Genomic DNA, 19,770 nt, shown 5'->3' with positions numbered 1-19,770 from the left:
ACAAAGATAAAAATTTAATTCATATAAATTGAATTTATATTAGATTATTTAAACGAAAAGGGTACTTTTTAGGCGGAATATGACAATTATGTTAAGAAAAGAACAAAAAGCCGCCTCAAAAGAGGGGAAAACTGTCCGGAAATTCCAGAGCAACTGCCACATATTACTGTAGAAAGAAGGGCAAATGGAAACCGCCGGAACTATTTTCAGCATACCTTATTCCCAAAGCCGTATCCACTGATCCGGACAAATCCGGCCCGCCCCTACGACAAAACGACAGGTCACTTTCATTCAGGCTCTCTCACTTTCAAAATGACAGAGCAAAAAGAAAACGAAAGAATGTGCATACAAAAAGAGGCGCACCTTCATGGGTACGCCTCTCTATCCTGTTCCTGTATTGTCTGATACAGGCTATTTCATTTAGTTAAAGATATAACGGACACTGAACTGTATGGAATACGTAGAATTGAAACTGTTCAGATTGGAATACGTATCAGTCAGTTTCTTTCCTCCGTTCTTCTGGAACTGGTAAGCGCCGCCCTTATAGCTCAACAAGGAAGTATTGTTCACCGTCTTATAAATTCCCCAGTCGCTGTTCAGCAAGTTCAGGAAGTTCTTGATATCCACTCCGAACTGCAAGGTATTGCGCTTGCCCCCTACATTGAGGAAGAAATCCTGATTGAACTTCAAATCCAGCTGATGATGCCAGGGCATGATGGCTCCTCCGCGTTCGGCATACTTGCCTTTACGGCCTTTCAGATAACTGTCCTCATTAATGTAAGCCCAGAAATCATCGCGCTGCTCCTTGGCAGAATAAGTCACCTCACCCGTCTTGCTGTCAGTATAATCGGCAAAGTTCCACTTATCCAGCGCCTCGCGGGATGCCGGAATGTACAGCAAGTTGTTTGAGCCGTAATCGCCTACAATATTTCCGGTGAATGTATAGGAATAACGGGCGGCGGAATATCCTCCGGCATAGCCCATGTTCATACCCTCATAAATCAAAGACAAGGAGGAAGCGAAATTCTTGGCGTATTTAATACGGTAAGCGGCGGAAGCCAGCACACGGTTGGGCGATACATACGTACCATAGCCGGTCTCCGTGTCATTATTTCCGTTGACAGAGTAACGGTTGTTGTAATAAGCCGAGTTCACCTGGTCGCCGATGCCGTCGCCATACGACTTGGCATAAGAACGGGTGTAGGAAGCGGAAAGATGCAGGCCGAAATCAAATGTCTTGGCCAGTGAGGCGGTGAGTGAGTAATAATAAGCGCTGTTTCCCGCATTGGTGATATAATAAGCATCCGTCTTGTTCGCATTGGAGTACTCAAACATTCTGCGGACATCACCCGGAGCTATCTCCTGCTCTCCTTTAAACTTACGTCCCAAATTAGTCACTGTAGCCGGATTGAACTCTTTACTGAAAATACCTTCCAACGTAAAGTCAATGTCTCCGGGAAGTTTTGCATCAAAAGCCAATGATGACTTCCAGGTGGCATTCATCTTCAAGTCGCGGTCAATGATGGTGGCTCCGGAAGGTGCGGCAGGATCGGTAGCCGCCGGAAGGTTCAAGTTAGGATCTTTCAACATATCAGCCACGCTGGTGTGGAAACTCGGTTGTCCGTACTTAGCGTCCTTCTGCTCGTTATAATAATAGGTGCTTTGTCCGCAATTGGCATTACCTACTGCCGAAACCAGCCATACGAACGGCAGACGGCCGATGAAGTAACCGCTACCGCCGCGCAATACATACTTACGCTCGCCTGTAAGGTCCCAGTTGAAGCCGATACGGGGGGAGGCGGTCAGCTGGTAGGATGAAGGCAACTGGTCTGTGGCGTAATGATATCCGTCAAAGTCAATCTGTGCGAAATTCTTGTTATAGTTGTTCTTCAGCTCCGGATAAATGGGCAGTTCGAAACGCACCCCGGCAGTCAGTCTGAAGTTGTCTGTGATATTCATCTGGTCCTGCAGATAGAAAGAAAGCTGCTGGTACTTCATGTTCGCCAGGAACTGGGAACCGTCCCCGGTGTTGGAATAAGTGACACCGAAAGCAGCCGGAGCTCTGTTGTTCACAAAATCATCCCAAGAGGAATAGACATAATAACCGCTACCCGCCTGCATGAATCCGTTCACTGCCTTATTGGACTCAAACTGGATACCGCCCATAAAGTTATGGATACCGCTGGAGAAATTGAATTCATCGGTAATGACAAAGGTCTTCACCTGGCGCAAGTTCCCTTCTGTAAAGGGGTCCGGACCGAATGAGGCGTACAGCGAGCCTTGGTCAAGGATGTCCACCGTAGGGAATGTCCCCCCTTCGTATGTACGCGGTTCGTTCTGATAAGAATAAGTGAAACGCAGGGCGTTATTGATAGCCCCCCATTTTGAATTCCATTCGGAAGCGATGGAGGTGAAGTTCTGTTCCTGCATATAGCGTGAGCTTTCAAAGTACAGACCGGTGTTTGCTGTACGGCCCGAACTGCTCTTGCCCGCACTGCCGTCTACTCCACCCGGATAGATGATTGAATCCTTAAACGGAGTGGTGGAAGAGGAAGGGTTAGAGGAATACTTGGAATGGGTATGGGTGAAACGGAAATTAATCTTGTTGTTGTTGTTGATGTTCCAGTCCAGACGGCCCATGATCTTGTAAGAAGGGGTTTCCAAAGAGTATCCTTGATAACGTCCCGGATTGTAGTTGTATTTTTCCGACAGGTATTGGCTGATGTTGTTCATCCCCACAAAGGTACGGCCGCCTACCGTTGTGGTGTTCTCGAACGGACGGTGCACGATGCCGTTGGTGCTCCATTCGTCATTGGCGCCGCTACGCGCTATGCCCGACGGACCTGCCTGCACATTATCCTGATATTCGCCGTTCACGAAGAAGAATAACTTGTTTTTAATGATCGCACCTCCCAAAGAAGCTCCGTAGGTGGTACTGTGGTCACGGTTGCGGGTCAGCTCATAGTCCTCTACCTTATTACCGGTAAGGTGGGTATTGGAAGTATACATATAGGCTGTACCTTTGAACTCATTCGTACCACTCTTTGTCACGGCGTTGATGGCACCTCCTGTAAACCCGCTCTGACGGACATCAAAGGGAGTGGTGGAAACGGAAATCTGTTCCAATGCATCCAGAGAGATAGGCGAACCGCCTGCCGGCAAGTTCGAGCCGATACCGAAGGCATTATTGAAAGCGGCTCCGTCCACAGTGACATAAGACTGGCGGTAGTTACCTCCACCCACTGAGAAACCGCTACCGATATTGGCTCCCTGAGGGGTCAGGCGCATGATATCGTTCATGCTGCGGCTCACCGTAGGCACTTCCGACATTCTGGCCGCATCGACATTGGTCACCGCTCCGGCGCGGTCAGACTTCATATTGCTGCTCTTGGAAGCGGTTATCACTACTTCATCCAGCAGTTCGGTAGACTCCTTCAAGTTCGCATCCAATACGTAATTCTCTCCCAACTGGAGATTGATGCTCTTGTAAACCACTGATTGATAACCTACATAAGAAACTTCTACTTTGTAAGGGCCGCCGGCACGCATGCCCTGGATGGAATAACGGCCGTCCACATTGGTAATGGCCCCATAATGGGTGCCGGACGGCTCATGAATAGCCTGAATCGTCGCGCCGATAATGGCTTCATTGCTTTGATCGACCACCTTTCCACTCATTGACGAGGTAGTGACCTGAGCGTTAACAGTAGCAGCGATTACCAACATAACCACCGCAAAAAAAGATCGCATTCTTTTTACCATAAACTTTTTATTAATTAATATTATAATTAATGTCTTAAAAGACGTTGCAAAGATAGCTAATAGAAACGATATACAAACTACAAATCGGTTACAATTTACAGTGGCAGGTCTATAGAAAGAGAATTTATAGTTTTATGGTGAACCACATTCATCCTGCCGGATGACCCCGGGACACGGGCCGACGGGAATTCCATGCGGTGCGCGCATAATAAGATAGGTGTATAATAAAAAGGCTCTTAACCTCAAAAACGTCTTTATACTGAGGAAGTTGCCATACATTTCTGACGAGCCGTTGTGTGTATATGCAAACTTACCCAAGAATACGTTACTGTTCGTACACTTGGGTAAGATTTTATAGACAGGGCGTCATCAGTCTTCCATCAGCTTGCGGTAGCGCACCCGTTTCGGCTCCTCATTACCCAAACGCTTCATCTTGTTCTCTTCGTATTCCGAATAGGATCCTTCAAAGAAAAAGACCTCACTGTTTCCTTCGAAAGCCAGGATATGGGTACAGATACGGTCCAAGAACCAACGGTCGTGGCTGATCACCACCGCACAGCCCGCAAAATCGTCCAGACCTTCTTCCAACGCGCGCAGCGTGTTCACGTCAATATCATTGGTAGGCTCGTCCAGCAGCAGCACGTTGCCTTCTTCCTTCAGTGCCATAGCCAGATGCAGGCGGTTGCGCTCACCACCCGAAAGCATTCCACAAAGTTTCTCCTGATCGGCTCCCGAAAAATTGAAACGGCTGAGGTAGGCACGCGCGTTGATATCCCTGTTTCCCAGACGGATCAGTTCGTTTCCACCGCTGATCACCTGATAAACGGACTTGGCAGGGTCGATATCTTTATGTTGCTGGTCCACGTATGCCAGTTTCACGGTCTCCCCTACCTCGAAAGTACCTTTGTCTACGGTTTCCAGTCCCATAATCAAGCGGAACAAGGTAGTCTTTCCGGCACCGTTAGGACCGATTACACCGACAATGCCGTTAGGGGGCAGCATGAAATTCAGGTTATCGAACAACAGCTTGTCACCATAAGCTTTCGCCACTCCTTTGGCCTCGATCACCTTGTTTCCCAAACGGGGACCGTTCGGGATGAAGATTTCCAGTTTCTCTTCCTTTTCTTTCACATCCTCATTCAACAATTTGTCGTAAGAGTTCAGACGGGCCTTTCCTTTTGCCTGACGGGCTTTGGGAGCCATGCGCACCCAATCCAGCTCGCGTTCCAAGGTCTTGCGGCGTTTGCTTGCCACTTTCTCTTCCATCTCCATGCGTTTGGTCTTCTGTTCCAGCCAGCTGGAGTAATTTCCTTTCCAGGGAATTCCTTCGCCACGGTCCAGTTCCAGAATCCATCCGGCTACATGGTCCAGGAAGTAACGGTCGTGGGTTACGGCAATCACCGTACCTTCATATTGCTGCAAATGCTGTTCCAGCCAGTCGATACTTTCCGCATCCAAATGGTTGGTAGGCTCGTCCAGTAACAGAATATCCGGCTTCTGCAACAGCAGACGGCACAATGCCACACGGCGACGCTCGCCTCCCGAGAGGTTCTTCACCGGCTGGTCTTCGGGCGGACAGCGCAACGCATCCATGGCGCGTTCCAGCTTGCTGTCCAGATTCCATGCGTCCGTAGCGTCAATGATGTCCTGCAACTCTGCCTGACGGGCAAAGAGCGCATCCATCTTTTCAGAATCCTCATAGTATTCGGGAAGCCCGAACTTATTGTTTATTTCTTCGTATTCCGCCAGTGTGTCCACGATGCTCTGCACTCCTTCCATCACCACCTCTTTCACTGTCTTTTCATCATCCAGATGCGGTTCCTGTGCCAGATAGCCTACAGAGTAGCCCGGCGAGAACACCACTTCTCCCTGATAACTTTTCTCCAGTCCGGCAATGATTTTCATCAGTGTTGATTTACCCGAACCGTTCAGACCGATGATACCGATCTTAGCACCGTAAAAAAAGGATAGGTAGATGTCCTTCAATACCTGTTTGTTCGCCTGGAAGGCTTTGCTTACGCCCACCATCGAAAAGATAATCTTTTTGTCGTCTGCCATATTCTTTATATTATTAATTTATGTAAGTTGCCATATTTCACTGTTTTTCCTCCATCTTTCTGTAATACCACGGATGTGTGAAGAACTCATACATCAGCAGCAGAACGACACAGATACCGATACATATCCAATAAATGGTATCGGGATGACCCTCAGTCCACATATTCTCAAACAGGAAACCAATCAGTACTCCTGCCTCCCACATCAGCTGATAGGTATTGTTTCCCGTTCCCCGCTCGCAATGCCTCGGCAGGCTGATCATTTTTATAAAGAAACGTGACACAGTGGTTCCGGTTCCCATCCCCAACAAAATACCAGCTATATAACTGTTCATCAAGCTATTGGAAAAAGCGAGCAATAACAATCCTCCTATCATTGCCGCCTGCCCCAGCTCTACCTCCGAACGACCGGAAGCATGAGAAAGCACGTAACGCAAAAGCAGCAAAGACAGGACAAAGCCTATCAGGATACAAACAAAAAACAATTCATTGTAAATATGTGCCACCAATATCCCAAAGATAATGGCCACCATCATCATATTCATCCCCGGCCACAAAGTGCGCGGCAGCAAAAAACGGTCCAGCGAGAACCATGAAGTGCTGAGCGGAGCACGGAAAGGAACTTTCACCGCCGGAATCAGCACCAGCGCCAACGCTCCCAGAGCCATACTGGTATAAATGATATGGTGAAAATTCCAATAAGGATAAATATAGATCCCCAAGGCAAGACCCACCACCATTCCAAAACGACCCGCCCAGGCAAAAGCGATATTGGCGTCCGTGCGGCGGCGGGAAGCAGTGACATCAATCACCAATGTACTGCCCGTAGTCATGGTAATGACGCTGAACAGCCCTCCCTGGACAGCCCTGACCAAAGCTACAAATCCTACGGTCGCAACGTACGGATATAGCAGACTGGATGCCACAAACAGGAATATCGCTATAAAGCACACACTTTTACGTTTGAACGTATCAATAAGGTAGCTGTTGAATGTTCCCGGAAGGAACATGGCCAGCCCGAAAACAGCAATGGCTGCTCCTGCTTCCGCATAACTGCAATACCAGTGCCGCACCATCCATAAAGGCAGCACAGGAAGCATCATGTATAGTGATGCATAAAGCAAAAAATTGGAAAGGGATAACAAAAACATATTCCCAGTCCACAGTTTTGCCTTTTCATACGGAAAGAAGAAGTCATCATACATATCAGCAAAAACTTTTAATATTGTTCGTCTTCGTTAGGGAAATCCCCTTTTTTCACATCATCCACATACTGCTGTATGGCTCCCGTCATAACTGTATGCAGATCGGCATAACGACGGAGGAAACGAGGACTGAAACCGTTGGTCATCCCCAGCATGTCCGATACTACCAGCACCTGCCCGTCTACCGCGCCACCGGCTCCGATACCGATAACGGGAATAGTCAGTTCCCTGGCCACACGCTCTGCCAGTGACGCAGGGATTTTCTCAAGTACCAGCGCAAAACACCCTGTCTCTTCCAGCAGATGTGCATCGCTCAACAACTTCTCGGCCTCTTCCTCGTCCTTGGCGCGTACAGTATAGGTTCCATATTTATTGATAGATTGCGGCATTAACCCCAAATGTCCCATGATGGGAATGCCGGCAGCAATGATTTTCTTTACCGCATCAATGATCTCCACGCCCCCTTCCAGTTTCAAAGCATCGGCGTGCGTAATCTTCATTACTTTGATCGCATTGGTCACCGCTTCGTATTCGGAAGTCTGGTAAGTGCCAAAAGGCAGATCCACCACAACAAGCGCGCGTTTCACCCCACGGACCACAGACTTTCCATGATAAATCATCTGATCAAGGGTGATAGGAAGTGTGGTCACATTTCCTGCCATGACATTCGAAGCGGAGTCGCCTACCAATATAACATCGATGCCTGCGCCATCTACAATCTGCGCTGTCGTGTAATCATAGGAGGTAAGCATAGAAATTTTCTCGCCTCTCTGCTTCATTTCCACCAAACGGTGGGTAGTTACTTTGCGTGTATCACCTGAAATATATCCTGCCATATTTACTTTAATTTATAAAAAACGGCTGCAAAGGTAGATGTTTTAGTTGACATTACCTCATCATATTCTTCATTTTTTCGAAACTGAATCCATTAAAGTCCTGAATAACAGCATTTGCCTTGTCGCGTATTTGCTCTTCAGAATTGGTGGTAGCCAGTCCTATCACAGTCATTCCGGCACGGTTCCCCGCCTCAAGTCCATGAAACGAGTCCTCGAAAACCACACAGTTCTCCGGCACGGTGTCAAAAACTGTCGCACCTAACAGAAAGCATTCGGGGTCAGGCTTGGAATGAGTAAACATTTCAGCAGTGAGGATACGGTCCACACTTTGCTTCAATTCCGGATGTGCTTTATATACGTTGCTCATCTTCATCTCATTTGAACTTGTGACTATAGCTATCTTTACCCCGTTTTCCCTCAATTCTTTCAGGAAAGCCTCTACGCCCGGGATATAATTATATAACATATTTTTTTCAAATTTGTTCAAATCTTCTGTAATTTCATGCTGCACCTCTTCCATTCCGGCAAAATAGTTGGCATAAATCTGTGTCAAGGTCTGTCCTTTTATCAACCGGCCGAATTCGGGAAGCTCCGGATGGTATTTCCGTCCTTGTTCATTCCAGAATATACTATACTGAGTCTCAGTATCCATTACCACTCCGTCAAAATCGAATAAAGCTGCTATGCTTTTTGTTGAATTCATATTACTTTTAGTTTGATTTAACGCCACAAAGGTCCGAATAATCCTCCATATTCCTAACTTTGCAAAGCTTAAAAATAACAAAAACGCGAATGAAAGAAAACAACCCGCACATACTGGGTACAGAAAAGGTCGGAAAGCTGCTTTTAGAGTACTCTATCCCTGCCATCATAGGGATGACACTGACATCACTGTACAATATTATTGATAGTGTATTTATCGGCCATGGTGTCGGCGCCATGGCCATATCGGGTTTGGCTATTTCTTTTCCGCTGATGAATCTGCTGGTGGCATTCTGTACACTGGTCGGGGTGGGTGGCGCTACCATTTCTTCTATCCGCCTGGGGCAGAAGGATACGGACGGTGCCGAGAAGGTGCTGGGAAACGTAACGGTGCTCTGTGTGATAAATTCTATTTTCTACGGAGGCATCACCCTGCTGTTTCTGGACCGGATTCTGTTCTTCTTCGGGGCAAGCCATGACACGTTGCCATACGCCCGCGACTTTATGCAGATTATATTAATAGGAAGTCCTGTCACCTATGTAATGATCGGACTGAATAATATCATGCGTGCCACCGGTTATCCCCGAAAGGCGATGCTGTCCTCCATGCTGACAGTGGGATGCAACATTATTCTGGCTCCTGTCTTTATTTTCTGGCTCGGTTGGGGAATCCGCGGAGCAGCCACGGCAACCATCCTTTCACAGTTTGCCGGCATGATATGGGTGCTGAGCCATTTCATGCAGGAAAAAAGTTATATCCGCTTCAAGAAAGGGATATTCAAATTAAGGAAACGGATCGTAGAGAATATCTTCAGTATAGGTATGTCGCCGTTCCTGATGAATGTCTGCGCTTCGGCCATTGTCATTATATTCAACAAGAGCCTGCTGCTCTACGGGGGCGATCTGGCTATCGGCGCATACGGCATATTAAACCGTCTGCTGATGCTGTTTGTAATGGTTATCATGGGGCTGACTATGGGAATGCAACCGATTGTGGGCTATAATCATGGCGCACACAAATTCGGCCGGGTGAAGCAGACTTTGAAATATTGCATGATTGCAGGGGGGTGCATCACTTCGTTGGGATTTGCTTTCAGCGAACTTTTCCCTAATTTGGTTGTTAATATGTTTACAGACGATAAAGAACTTACAGCATTGGCACGCACCGGGTTACAAATCGGAGTACTGATGTTTCCTTTCGTGGGAATACAAATTGTAATTTCCAGTTTCTTCCAATCTATCGGGAAAGCGAAAATTTCTATCTTCCTCTCCTTGTCCCGCCAACTGTTGTATTTATTACCCTGCCTGCTGTTACTACCTCATTGGTGGGGACTGAACGGTATCTGGCTCAGTATGCCTGTATCCGATCTGTTAGCGTTTATCACAGCCTGCCTGATGCTGGCACATCATATTAAAAAATTAAACAAGATCACAGAAGTATGATATTTAATGCAGAAAACATTCTCTTGATAGGTTCCATCCTATTATTCGTAAGTATTGTAGTGAGTAAGACCGGATACCGGTTCGGAATCCCTACGTTACTTGTTTTTTTATTGGTCGGCATGCTATTCGGAAGCGATGGTCTGGGACTCCAGTTCCATGATGCGGGCGAAGCCCAGTTCATCGGCATGATGGCCCTTAGCATCATTCTGTTCTCAGGGGGTATGGATACCAAATACTCGGATATCAAACCTGTATTGCCACAAGGCATACTGCTTTCCACCTTCGGTGTGTTGCTTACTACTATTTTCACCGGATTCTTTATTTATTGGATTTCCGGATTCTCGAATGTCAGCATTACCATGTCCCTGATGACGGCCATGCTGCTGGCGGCTACCATGTCCTCTACGGACTCTGCTTCCGTGTTCAACATCCTGCGCTCGCAAAGCATGAATCTGAAACATAACCTCCGACCGATGCTGGAACTGGAAAGCGGAAGTAATGACCCTATGGCGTATATGCTTACTATCGTCCTGATACAGTTCATCACGTCGGCAGGCATGGGGGCAGACGATATTCTGATTTCATTCCTGATTCAGTTTGCTGTGGGTGGCACATCAGGATTCCTGCTGGGAAAACTGGCGGTAGCAATCATCAACAAGATTGACTTGAAGAACCAGTCACTCTATCCTATCTTGCTGCTGAGCTTTATTTTCTTCACATTCACCATGACCGACCTGTGTAAAGGAAACGGCTATCTGGCTGTCTATATAGCAGGGATGATGGTGGGTAACGCACGCATTGTAAACCGTAAGGAGATCGCTACTTTTATGAGCGGCATGACCTGGCTCTTCCAAATTATCATGTTCCTGAGCCTGGGATTGCTGGTGAATCCCCATGAAATGTTGTCCATCGCCATACCGGCAACCTTGATCGGCATTTTCATGATTGTCCTCGCCCGCCCGCTCAGTGTCCTGCTCTGCCTCCTTCCCTTTAAAAAGATGAACATCAACTCACGGCTGTTTATTTCCTGGGTGGGATTGCGCGGAGCAGTACCTATCATATTCGCCACTTATCCGGTAGTGGCTGATGTGCCGGGATCTACTCAGATTTTCAATATCGTATTCTTCATTACCATATTGTCTTTAGTGGTTCAAGGAACGACCATTTCATGGATGGCCAAATTACTCCATCTGGATACCCCACTGGAAAAAACAGGAAATGATTTCGGAGTAGAGATACCGGAGGAAATCAATACAGACCTCCGCGATATCGTACTGACGGAAGAAATGCTGGCAAAAGGAAACAGACTAATGGATATGAACCTGCCTAAAGGTATGCTGGTGATGCTGATAAAAAGAGGAAACGAGTTCATGATTCCCAATGGCTCTCTGCAACTGCACGCCGGTGACAAGCTGCTGATTATCTCGGAAAGCAAAACGAAATAAAAAATTTGCCCATGTGCCCACGTGCTGCGCTATGGTCCCGCATGGCAATTGGCACATGGGCAAATTCGCACATTATTCAACTGAGCAACAGCATGATATTCAATGCGGAGACAATCACCGCAATGGTATAAAGCACAAATGAACTCCACCGGGAGTTGGCATATTTGCCCATCACCCGTTTGGAAGAGGTCAGTCCTACTTGCAGGAACACCGTGAAAGGCAGCTGGATACTCAGAATCATCTGAGAAATGATAAGTCCGTAAAAGGGATTCTCAATAAAGAAGATAAGAACCAATGCTATCCCCAAAGAAATCAAAATACCGACCTTAGAGTGGATATCCTTGATATGATAAGACTCACCGAAAATACCCGCAAAGATAGAACCTGCCGCCATACCACTGGTTATGGTGGAGGAAATCCCCGCCATCAGCAATGCCAGGGCAAAGATGATTCCGGCATGGCTGCCCAGCAACGGGTCAAGCAACGACTTCGCCTGCTGCAACTCTTCCACCGGAGTCCGGGTACGGAAGAAAGTAGCGGCTGCCAGTAAGATCATGGCACTATTGATGGCCCATCCCACAATCATGGAGAACAAAGTATCATAGAATTCATATTTCAATACTTTACGAATGGAGCTCTCGTCCTGCTTGTTGTACTCGTGGCTCTGTATCACCTCTGAATGCAAGAAAAGGTTATGTGGCATAACCACTGCCCCAAGTACGCTCATGATAATCAGCATACTGCCCTGGGGTATCTCAGGAACCACCCAGGAACGGATCGCCACAGGCCAGTCAATATCCACCAAAAACAACTCATACAGAAACGAAAGGCCGATTACGGATACAAAAGCAATGATGGCTCTTTCTATCTTTTTATATGAATTGGAAAAAAGCATAATGACGACAAACATCGTAGTAAGGACAGATCCCCAGGCAATGGGAATTTCCAAAAGCATCTGCAAGGCAATGGCTCCTCCCAGTATCTCCGCCAGCGAAGTGGATATGGAGGCCAGCACCGCGCTGCCCAAAATGGGACGGGATATCCACTTGGGACAATACTGCGTGGCTGCTTCACTCAGGCACAATCCCGTCACAATGCCCAGGTGGGCCACATTGTGCTGCAACACAATCAACATAATGGTAGACAAGGTCACCACCCACAACAACGCGTAACCAAATTCGGAACCGGCCGCAAAATTCGAGGCCCAGTTTCCCGGATCAATAAAACCTACAGTAACCAGTAATCCGGGACCAATATATTTAAAGAAATCAAGACCACCCAGATAACGCTTGTGGTCCGTACGTTTTAATTCATCTATAATGCGAGACATGTTTTACTTTTTTTGTTTGCACAAACTTACTAATAAAAAACAAAAATCCATTTGCTTTGTTCAAACTTATAGTTTACTTTCGCTTCAAAATACCGATTTATAATGAAAAGAGAAACAGTTATAATAGCGGCCCTAGGTATCCTTACTTTGGCAGGATGTAATAATAACCACCGTTCACAAGTCCGTAAATTCAAACAGACAGCCGAAAAGACCAACCGGTCCTGCCCCACACGCATGAACGAAACGATTACACTGGACAGCACCTGTTATAATGAGAAAGATAATAGTGTGAGCTATTTCTACAGTGTTACAGGAGAACTGGACAACGCCACTTATATGAACACCCATTATGCCGCCTTTAAACAAGCCCTGCAGGATGCAGTAGACAACTCGGTGGAAATGGAGGAATACCGGAAATTCGGCACTTCCATCCGCTATATCTATTATTCGGGATCAAGTAAAAGGCAACTGGCTGCATTCTCCTTCAATTCCCCCAAATAGATTCCGTTTCAGCCCATCCGGATGCATGATACCACGCTATGGAAGACTTGAAATAATTGTTCCAAAGCAAATATTTGGGAGTGGTGAATGAATTGGGGATATACATACCCATTCCACTGTAGTTATCCCCATCTATTCTGTACAAGGATGAGGTGGGATCATGAGTATAATCTGTATAAATGACCGTCTTCTTTAATTGTTGCGTAAAATCGTCCGGAGCCATTCCTCCACACAATTTTCCAATAAACTGTAACATATCATAGGCATATCCTTTGAAGCTGCTGCTGCCTTTGCCATATTGCTGCAAATCAGCTGTATCCACGTTCTTCAGGCTATCCTGATTGGACAAAATCACACTTCTGACCGCTTCCGCCAAGCCTTCCATCTGATTGCAATCCACTGCCGAAATGGTTCCCCAACCAATATAGTTATAATAATCTATATAATCTTTACAGATTGGCTCCAAATAATCCTTGATCGCATTTTCATACAAATAAGGCATCACACTTGCATAAGGAAATCCGGCTGCCGGTATATCAAGTACAGAAGCGATACAGTATCTGGCAGCATCCTTCAGCTCATAATACACCTCGGCACACCCCATCATACACGCATCAAACAAGACAAAATCAAACTTTTGAGGATTTACCGTACGCAACACTTCCGCCAATTCCGGTATCAACGCTGTGTCACTGGAATACCGCCCGCCATCTTGTCCTATAGAACGGGTGCCGGTAATAGTGGGCAACCATCCCGAACCGTGAGATCCAAAGATTATTCCATAACTTTCCGACGGGTAAGCACTCATCATATCACCTATCACTGTCTGCATGACGGTTTTCTCCGTTGATGTCTGAGGGGGATATTTTTTTCTGATGTTACCAATACCAATCAAATCATAGATAGATGTATTCTTATCAGCCATCATTGCATCTATCGTTCCTTTAGACAGGCTGTTGATCCCCCCCTGACCATTGGTTACATATTCTACGATACAAGGCTCCGGCCAACTGATATCCGAAGCCTCACCATCCCAATATACCAATAAAGCAGCCGAATCCTTCATAGCCTGAAGTCCTTGCATCATCGTCTGAATATTATCACGCAAACTGGAATTCAAACTGTTATCCGCCCAAAAGAATGCCAGAACCGTTCTTCCGGCATGTTGCTGAGGAATCACGATTGTTTCCTTCTCACAAGAGAAGAAAAAGCAGGCTGCCAAGAATAGAAATAGAATCTTTTTCATAAGAAAAGGATTACTCTTCCGGTTTCTTGAACTTGAATGCATTGGGGTTCACTTCGCGAATCAGCAAGGTCTTTCCTTTTTGATACTTGGTCTTCATCTTGTTGATGGTCTTCTGCAGTTTCTTTCTGCTGTTCGAGAAATAAACAAAGCAAGTACGGTTCGTCAGCCCTTCCTCGTTTTCCAGATAATTTTTCAGCTGATAACTGTATTGTGAGCGTTCCGGCAACATCTTATTCTTATCCAGCCTCACACTGTCCAGCAACTGGATTTCCGTGAAATAAACCAATGAATCTGTAAACGATGCGGATACGCCTACTATATAAACAGATTTACTTCCTTTCAATGAGAATGCCGAGCATACCGTCAGTACCAATAATAAAGAGCACAGAATCTTTATGGATTTCATAATTCTAATTTTATAATTTTATTAGAGGACAAAAGTAGTTATTTACGGACAAATACGAAAAAGTAATAGATTAATTAACTATAATAATTTGCTGATGTGCCCATTACCATACGGCACATAGTGCAGCCGATAGGCATTATTGGTATATTATGAACAAAAGCACAAGACGGAAGCAACCTTCCATCTTGTGCTTTGTTTTCTTTTCGGAAACCGAATCTTTCTTACCCTAAATAAGACTTAAGCAGCTTGCTACGCGAATTTTGTCTCAATCTTCTAATGGCTTTCTCTTTAATCTGGCGTACGCGCTCACGAGTGAGGCCGAATTTATCGCCGATTTCTTCCAACGTCATTTCCTGCGTATTAATACCGAAAAACATCTGGATAATATCCTTCTCCCTTTCGGTCAGCGTAGAGAGTGCTCTATCAATTTCCCTCGCAAGTGACTCATTAACCAAGGAACGGTCTGCCATAGGCGAGTCGTCGTTCACAAGCACATCCAGCAAGCTGTTGTCTTCTCCTTCCACAAAAGGAGCGTCTACAGAAATGTGGCGTCCTGAAACCTTCAACGTGTCCGAGATTTTGTCTACAGGTATTTCCAGTTCATCGGCCAGTTCTTCCGGAGAAGGACGACGTTCGTTTTCCTGTTCGAATTTAGAGAAGGCTTTGCTGATCTTGTTCAACGAGCCTACCTGATTCAACGGCAAACGGACAATACGTGACTGTTCTGCCAATGCCTGGAGAATAGACTGACGAATCCACCATACGGCGTAACTGATAAACTTGAAGCCTCGGGTTTCATCGAACTTTTCGGCTGCTTTAATCAATCCCAGGTTGCCTTCATTAATCAAGTCAGGAAGACTTAACCCCTGATTTTGATACTGCTTGGCTACAGACACGACGAAACGCAAGTTGGCACGTGTCAGTTTTTCCAATGCTACCCGGTCGCCTTTACGGATACGCTGAGCGAGCTCTACCTCTTCCTCTACAGTAATCAGGTCTTCACGGCCTATTTCCTGTAAATACTTATCCAGAGATGCGCTCTCTCGGTTAGTGATACTTTTGGTAATCTTTAATTGTCTCATTCTCTATAAAACAAATTTGGGATGCAAATTTACAACATTAAATGGAATACATCCATTTTTGTTTGAAAAATATTAGCTAATAAATCAAAAAAGACTATCTTTGTCCTTCTTTTCCTAAATATTTTGCGAAAATAAGGTTATCAGTCCTGTTTGACTATAAAATCAGGATGCACGGAAGTAACCCTTACCGTGCATCCTCTAAACTTTACCTATTGAAACTTTCTACCTTAAAAATCTTCTTATTCCTGTGTCAAATCCACTGCATAGTTCGCACGTTTACCTGATGGGAACATACCACTCAGGAACAATACCTGATCCGGTGACTGGGTAGCAGCTTTCAGCACATCTTCCAAATCATTTACTGATTTGACAGGTTGTCCATTTGCCTTCAGGATGATGAAGCCTTTACGGATACCGGCAGCCTTCATCTTACCGTCTGTCACACCTGTGACTTCCACACCATATCCCAAATTCAATTGTCTCTTCAATTCCTGAGGAACTTCACGGAATGCTGCGCCCAAGATATCCATGCCCGCACTCTTCACCACTTTCGTTGTTCCCTGTGCATTCTTCAAGGTCATCTCGATATCCTTTTCTTTCTTGTCACGCAACACCTTGACGGTTACTTTGTCACCCGGACGGTGTTTAGCCAACCCCTCCTGCAACTCAGCAAAGTTCTTCACACGTTTTCCGTCAATACCGATAATGACATCATCTACTTCCAAGTTGCCGGCCGCAGAACCTCCCTCAATTATCTCAGCAATCAACACACCGTCGGTGGCGCCCAGTTCCTTCACCTTCTTCTTGATTTCTTCCGGCATCATCTGCTGGTCATCATTAATCGGAGTACCCTTGATGCCCAATACCGCACGCTGAACGGTTCCATATTCTTTCAAGTCGGCTATAACTTTCGTCATAATACTGGTTGGAATAGCAAACCCATAACCCGAATAAGCTCCTGTAGGTGAATAAAGTACGGAATTGATACCTACCAGTTCACCCCTTGCATTCACCAATGCACCACCACTGTTGCCTTGGTTGATCGCAGCATCTGTCTGGATGAAAGATTCCACACCATTATTATATACCCCTAAAGAACGGGCTTTGGCACTCACAATACCGGCTGTTACCGTAGAAGTCATATTAAAGGGATTACCCACAGCCAATACCCACTCACCTACTTTCAAAGCCTCCGAATTGCCCACGGGAATCGTAGGAAGCTCATCCGCTTCAATTTTAACCAACGCTAAATCCGTGCTGGGGTCTGTGCCGATTACACGTCCCTTGTATTCACGTCCGTCATTCAGTTTGACACTGATCACATCAGCATTATCGATTACATGGTTATTCGTTACAATATATCCATCTTTCGAGATGATCACTCCGGAACCGAATCCCACTCTTTCAGGAGTCTGCACCTGACGCTGCTGACCGCCGCCTCTGCCATTTCCAAAAATATCACCAAAGAAATCATAGAACGGATCACGAACGGTAACCGTCTGAGTCTTTGATTCTTGAGTTGACTTTATATGAACTACTGCATGCACTGAATTTTCCGCTGCCTGAGTCAAATCCACCGGTTGCATTTGAGTGGCGTCCAACGCGGCGAGTCTTGTATTCGGATTTTGTTGGAACACATCATTAAAAGCCACGCTTTTGTTTGGCTCGGGTTTCAACATAGAATAAGCCGTTACTCCTGCTACACCTGCGCTGACTGCTACAATTGCTGCTGCGCCTAGTACCATTTTAGTTGCTTGTTTCATAACTTAATATCTATTAATTTGTTAATTTCAAGTTTGGTTTAACATTTATGACGCTAATGTAATGACAAATATTGTACGGTTGTACCGTTTGTCAGAGTTTTTTTTCCTCTTTTAACACAGACAGATAAGCACTTAACAGGGGTTAACCGCAGAATCTGCCAAATTTGCATTCATTATCAATAGCTGACAGACAGCAAGATGACACAGGATGCAACTTGCCTCATAGATATTTATGTCTTGCAGGAAATACTTGCCTCTCGCCGGAATGCATCCATATACCCCCCCTATAAAAGAGCATGTCCGTGACCGGTCTTTCCAACTTTACTTTTTCAACTGGTTCAATACCCTTCCCGCACTATCCGAAAGAACGACAACAGCTCCTGCTAGAATAGCAATATCCTTAATGACCAGACGACCGGCGCCCGTCAGCAAAGGGAATCCCTGTTCGCCACTTCCCAAATCGGGGACCCACACCTCGGGCGTTGTTACAAGGAAAGACAAAGTGCCCAATGTCATGACAATAGCCAGTCCGGCCCCCACCAAACCGGTTTTCGGAGAGAAGATGCCTAAAAACGTCAAGATACCGATCCCCATAATCAAAATACCCAATCCATGAGAGAACCCATAAGTATTGTTCTCTTCATGCCACAGGTGCTTCGTTTCATCGAGTTCGCCTTCTTTCAGCTTATATTCTTTATATTCAGGAGCGTCCTTGGTATAAAAGAAACTCATAAAGGGACTGTTCGCCACAAAAGGCACAATTCCTTCGGCTTCATAGTTCCAGAATTTCAGACCACCAATCCATACAAAAATTACAAGGATTGCCACACGGATAAGATTGATACCCAGTTTTTGGGCAGATGCTGCTATTGTTAAAAACGCAACAAACAGAGATTTTAATTTTGCCATCATTGCTTTCATTATTAAAAGATTTAACTTCCTGGTGCAAAGGTCGGTGGTTTTCCCCCTCCGGTAAATGGCAATTTCCCCATATAGGTTGGCAATTATTCCCGCTTCTCTCTTTTCCGGTATTCCGAAAGGCTCTCCTTGTTCATTTTCTTAAAGAAACGGCTGAACGTAGCCAAATCCTCAAATCCCAGAATCTCACTGATTTCTTTCGCACTCTTACCCGTATAAAGCAACAAGCGCTTGGCTTCCGCATCCACGCGTTCATGAATGACACGCAAAGGAGAAGAAAGTCCGTAAAGGGAAAAGAGATTAGAAATAGTCTTGGGAGAACGGCACAACATATCAGCATAATCCTGTACTTGCTTCTTCTCCTTAAAATGACTGTCAACCAGTACATAAAACTGACGAATCACATCAAACATGTTCTCACGTCCCGGGTCCACATCAAACTTTTCACGGGCTATGCGGGTACAAGTGATAATGAAACGTTTCAGAATAATACGCAACATTTCTTCCTGCAAGTTGTCTTGTATTCCACACTCCCCCCTGAAAATATCGACAATACTGTCAAGACGGGCCGACTGGGAAGGCGAAAGCTTCAAACGCATGACACGGGAAGAACCGTTAAACAGGAATCCGTTACAAGACACCTCGCTGTCATGCCCGTAAATACAATAAAAGTTACTATTGAATAAAAAAGTGAGGTATTCACCGTCCACTCCCCTTATCTGCACATGATGCAAAGGAGTAAGCGAAATCATTTCCTCTTTTTCCAGATGCATCACCACATGATCCACTTCCACATCCAACGCTCCATGCCGCACCCATATAAATTTATAAAGACTCCTGTCACACTGCAAAAAGGAGTTTTCATGGAAACAGGAAGTCATTGCTATATTTCCATTCAATTTAGTACGTAAGTGATATTCCATAACTACTTCTGATTAAGTGATGTTCCCCTACTTTTTCAAAAATAAGATGACGGGATAAATATAAGACTATTCCTTTATATAAAAAAGAAATAGAACAAAAGAATGACTTCCCCTCCCACTCCCTTTATCAGCATTCGCGCCCCACTGCCAT

15 protein-coding genes are annotated in these 19,770 nt (G+C 45.6%); 3 read left to right on the top strand and 12 right to left on the bottom strand.

Going from position 1 to position 19,770, the window contains the following annotated elements; genetic code table 11:
• Positions 1-420 precede the first annotated feature (420 nt).
• The 5 genes from BVU_RS13835 to BVU_RS13815 all read right to left on the bottom strand — a co-directional run bounded on the left by BVU_RS13835 (position 421) and on the right by BVU_RS13815 (position 8,563).
• On the bottom strand, positions 421-3,762 hold the full coding sequence (locus BVU_RS13835) for a TonB-dependent receptor (RefSeq protein WP_005843282.1): 3,342 nt from the start codon (positions 3,760-3,762) through the stop codon (positions 421-423).
• Positions 3,763-4,131: 369 nt separating this feature from the next.
• Positions 4,132-5,820, bottom strand: coding sequence for an energy-dependent translational throttle protein EttA (gene ettA / locus BVU_RS13830; RefSeq protein ID WP_005843280.1), 1,689 nt, complete (start codon positions 5,818-5,820; stop codon positions 4,132-4,134).
• A gap of 37 nt (positions 5,821-5,857) precedes the next feature.
• The gene (locus BVU_RS13825; protein WP_005843278.1) at positions 5,858-7,024 is read right to left on the bottom strand and encodes an MFS transporter; all 1,167 of its coding nucleotides are present in this window, start codon (positions 7,022-7,024) and stop codon (positions 5,858-5,860) included.
• A 14-nt stretch (positions 7,025-7,038) separates the two neighbouring features.
• Positions 7,039-7,860, bottom strand: coding sequence for a 3-methyl-2-oxobutanoate hydroxymethyltransferase (gene panB / locus BVU_RS13820; RefSeq protein ID WP_005843276.1), 822 nt, complete (start codon positions 7,858-7,860; stop codon positions 7,039-7,041).
• Between the two features lie 52 nt (positions 7,861-7,912).
• Positions 7,913-8,563, bottom strand: a complete 651-nt coding sequence (locus BVU_RS13815) for an HAD family hydrolase (protein ID WP_005843274.1) — start codon at positions 8,561-8,563, stop codon at positions 7,913-7,915.
• Between the two features lie 89 nt (positions 8,564-8,652).
• On the opposite strand from BVU_RS13815, the gene BVU_RS13810 reads away from it, so the two are divergent.
• Together BVU_RS13810 and BVU_RS13805 are read left to right on the top strand one after the other, a co-directional pair.
• The gene (locus BVU_RS13810; protein ID WP_005843272.1) at positions 8,653-10,005 is read left to right on the top strand and encodes an MATE family efflux transporter; all 1,353 of its coding nucleotides are present in this window, start codon (positions 8,653-8,655) and stop codon (positions 10,003-10,005) included.
• Positions 10,002-11,450: a potassium/proton antiporter gene (locus BVU_RS13805; RefSeq protein ID WP_005843270.1), complete on the top strand. Its 1,449-nt coding sequence runs from the start codon at positions 10,002-10,004 to the stop codon at positions 11,448-11,450. Before BVU_RS13810 ends, BVU_RS13805 begins: the two co-directional genes overlap by 4 nt.
• 76 nt (positions 11,451-11,526) lie before the next feature.
• Here the strand turns inward: BVU_RS13805 and BVU_RS13800 are convergent, their stop codons facing one another.
• Entirely contained in the window at positions 11,527-12,780 is a 1,254-nt protein-coding gene (locus BVU_RS13800) for an Nramp family divalent metal transporter (protein ID WP_005843268.1), read from the bottom strand.
• Between the two features lie 102 nt (positions 12,781-12,882).
• On the opposite strand from BVU_RS13800, the gene BVU_RS13795 reads away from it, so the two are divergent.
• Positions 12,883-13,281: a hypothetical protein gene (locus BVU_RS13795; protein WP_005843266.1), complete on the top strand. Its 399-nt coding sequence runs from the start codon at positions 12,883-12,885 to the stop codon at positions 13,279-13,281.
• Here the strand turns inward: BVU_RS13795 and BVU_RS13790 are convergent.
• The 6 genes from BVU_RS13790 to BVU_RS13765 form a co-directional block, all read right to left on the bottom strand.
• A complete protein-coding gene (locus BVU_RS13790) occupies positions 13,265-14,527 on the bottom strand; it encodes a clostripain-related cysteine peptidase (RefSeq protein ID WP_011965727.1) in 1,263 nt (420 codons plus the stop codon). The genes BVU_RS13795 and BVU_RS13790 overlap by 17 nt on opposite strands.
• Positions 14,528-14,537: 10 nt before the next feature.
• The gene (locus BVU_RS13785; RefSeq protein WP_011965726.1) at positions 14,538-14,933 is read right to left on the bottom strand and encodes a hypothetical protein; all 396 of its coding nucleotides are present in this window, start codon (positions 14,931-14,933) and stop codon (positions 14,538-14,540) included.
• Positions 14,934-15,154: 221 nt separating this feature from the next.
• Positions 15,155-16,015: a sigma-70 family RNA polymerase sigma factor gene (locus BVU_RS13780; protein WP_005843258.1), complete on the bottom strand. Its 861-nt coding sequence runs from the start codon at positions 16,013-16,015 to the stop codon at positions 15,155-15,157.
• Between the two features lie 239 nt (positions 16,016-16,254).
• Positions 16,255-17,778 carry a Do family serine endopeptidase gene (locus tag BVU_RS13775; RefSeq protein WP_005843252.1) on the bottom strand — a complete coding sequence of 508 codons (1,524 nt, stop codon included), beginning with the start codon at positions 17,776-17,778 and terminating at the stop codon, positions 16,255-16,257.
• A 321-nt stretch (positions 17,779-18,099) separates the two neighbouring features.
• Positions 18,100-18,690, bottom strand: a complete 591-nt coding sequence (locus BVU_RS13770; RefSeq protein WP_008667272.1) for a DUF417 family protein — start codon at positions 18,688-18,690, stop codon at positions 18,100-18,102.
• A 92-nt stretch (positions 18,691-18,782) separates the two neighbouring features.
• Complete coding sequence (locus BVU_RS13765; RefSeq protein WP_005848036.1) at positions 18,783-19,619, bottom strand: AraC family transcriptional regulator; 837 nt, start codon at positions 19,617-19,619, stop codon at positions 18,783-18,785.
• Positions 19,620-19,770 lie beyond the last annotated feature (151 nt).

Origin of the sequence: Phocaeicola vulgatus ATCC 8482 (genome assembly GCF_000012825.1) — a bacterium.
Lineage (GTDB): Bacteria > Bacteroidota > Bacteroidia > Bacteroidales > Bacteroidaceae > Phocaeicola > Phocaeicola vulgatus.
The sequence above is the reverse complement of the archived record's forward strand: the minus strand, read 5'-3'. Positions and strand labels throughout refer to the sequence as shown.

Bases quoted from the DNA above. Each gene is read 5' to 3' on its own strand.
- BVU_RS13835 (WP_005843282.1), bottom strand. From the start codon at position 3,762: ATGGTAAAAAGAATGCGATCTTTTTTTGCGGTGGTTATGTTGGTAATC.
- ettA (WP_005843280.1), bottom strand. From the start codon at position 5,820: ATGGCAGACGACAAAAAGATTATCTTTTCGATGGTGGGCGTAAGCAAA.
- BVU_RS13825 (WP_005843278.1), bottom strand. From the start codon at position 7,024: ATGTATGATGACTTCTTCTTTCCGTATGAAAAGGCAAAACTGTGGACT.
- panB (WP_005843276.1), bottom strand. From the start codon at position 7,860: ATGGCAGGATATATTTCAGGTGATACACGCAAAGTAACTACCCACCGT.
- BVU_RS13815 (WP_005843274.1), bottom strand. From the start codon at position 8,563: ATGAATTCAACAAAAAGCATAGCAGCTTTATTCGATTTTGACGGAGTG.
- BVU_RS13810 (WP_005843272.1), top strand. From the start codon at position 8,653: ATGAAAGAAAACAACCCGCACATACTGGGTACAGAAAAGGTCGGAAAG.
- BVU_RS13805 (WP_005843270.1), top strand. From the start codon at position 10,002: ATGATATTTAATGCAGAAAACATTCTCTTGATAGGTTCCATCCTATTA.
- BVU_RS13800 (WP_005843268.1), bottom strand. From the start codon at position 12,780: ATGTCTCGCATTATAGATGAATTAAAACGTACGGACCACAAGCGTTAT.
- BVU_RS13795 (WP_005843266.1), top strand. From the start codon at position 12,883: ATGAAAAGAGAAACAGTTATAATAGCGGCCCTAGGTATCCTTACTTTG.
- BVU_RS13790 (WP_011965727.1), bottom strand. From the start codon at position 14,527: ATGAAAAAGATTCTATTTCTATTCTTGGCAGCCTGCTTTTTCTTCTCT.
- BVU_RS13785 (WP_011965726.1), bottom strand. From the start codon at position 14,933: ATGAAATCCATAAAGATTCTGTGCTCTTTATTATTGGTACTGACGGTA.
- BVU_RS13780 (WP_005843258.1), bottom strand. From the start codon at position 16,015: ATGAGACAATTAAAGATTACCAAAAGTATCACTAACCGAGAGAGCGCA.
- BVU_RS13775 (WP_005843252.1), bottom strand. From the start codon at position 17,778: ATGAAACAAGCAACTAAAATGGTACTAGGCGCAGCAGCAATTGTAGCA.
- BVU_RS13770 (WP_008667272.1), bottom strand. From the start codon at position 18,690: ATGATGGCAAAATTAAAATCTCTGTTTGTTGCGTTTTTAACAATAGCA.
- BVU_RS13765 (WP_005848036.1), bottom strand. From the start codon at position 19,619: ATGGAATATCACTTACGTACTAAATTGAATGGAAATATAGCAATGACT.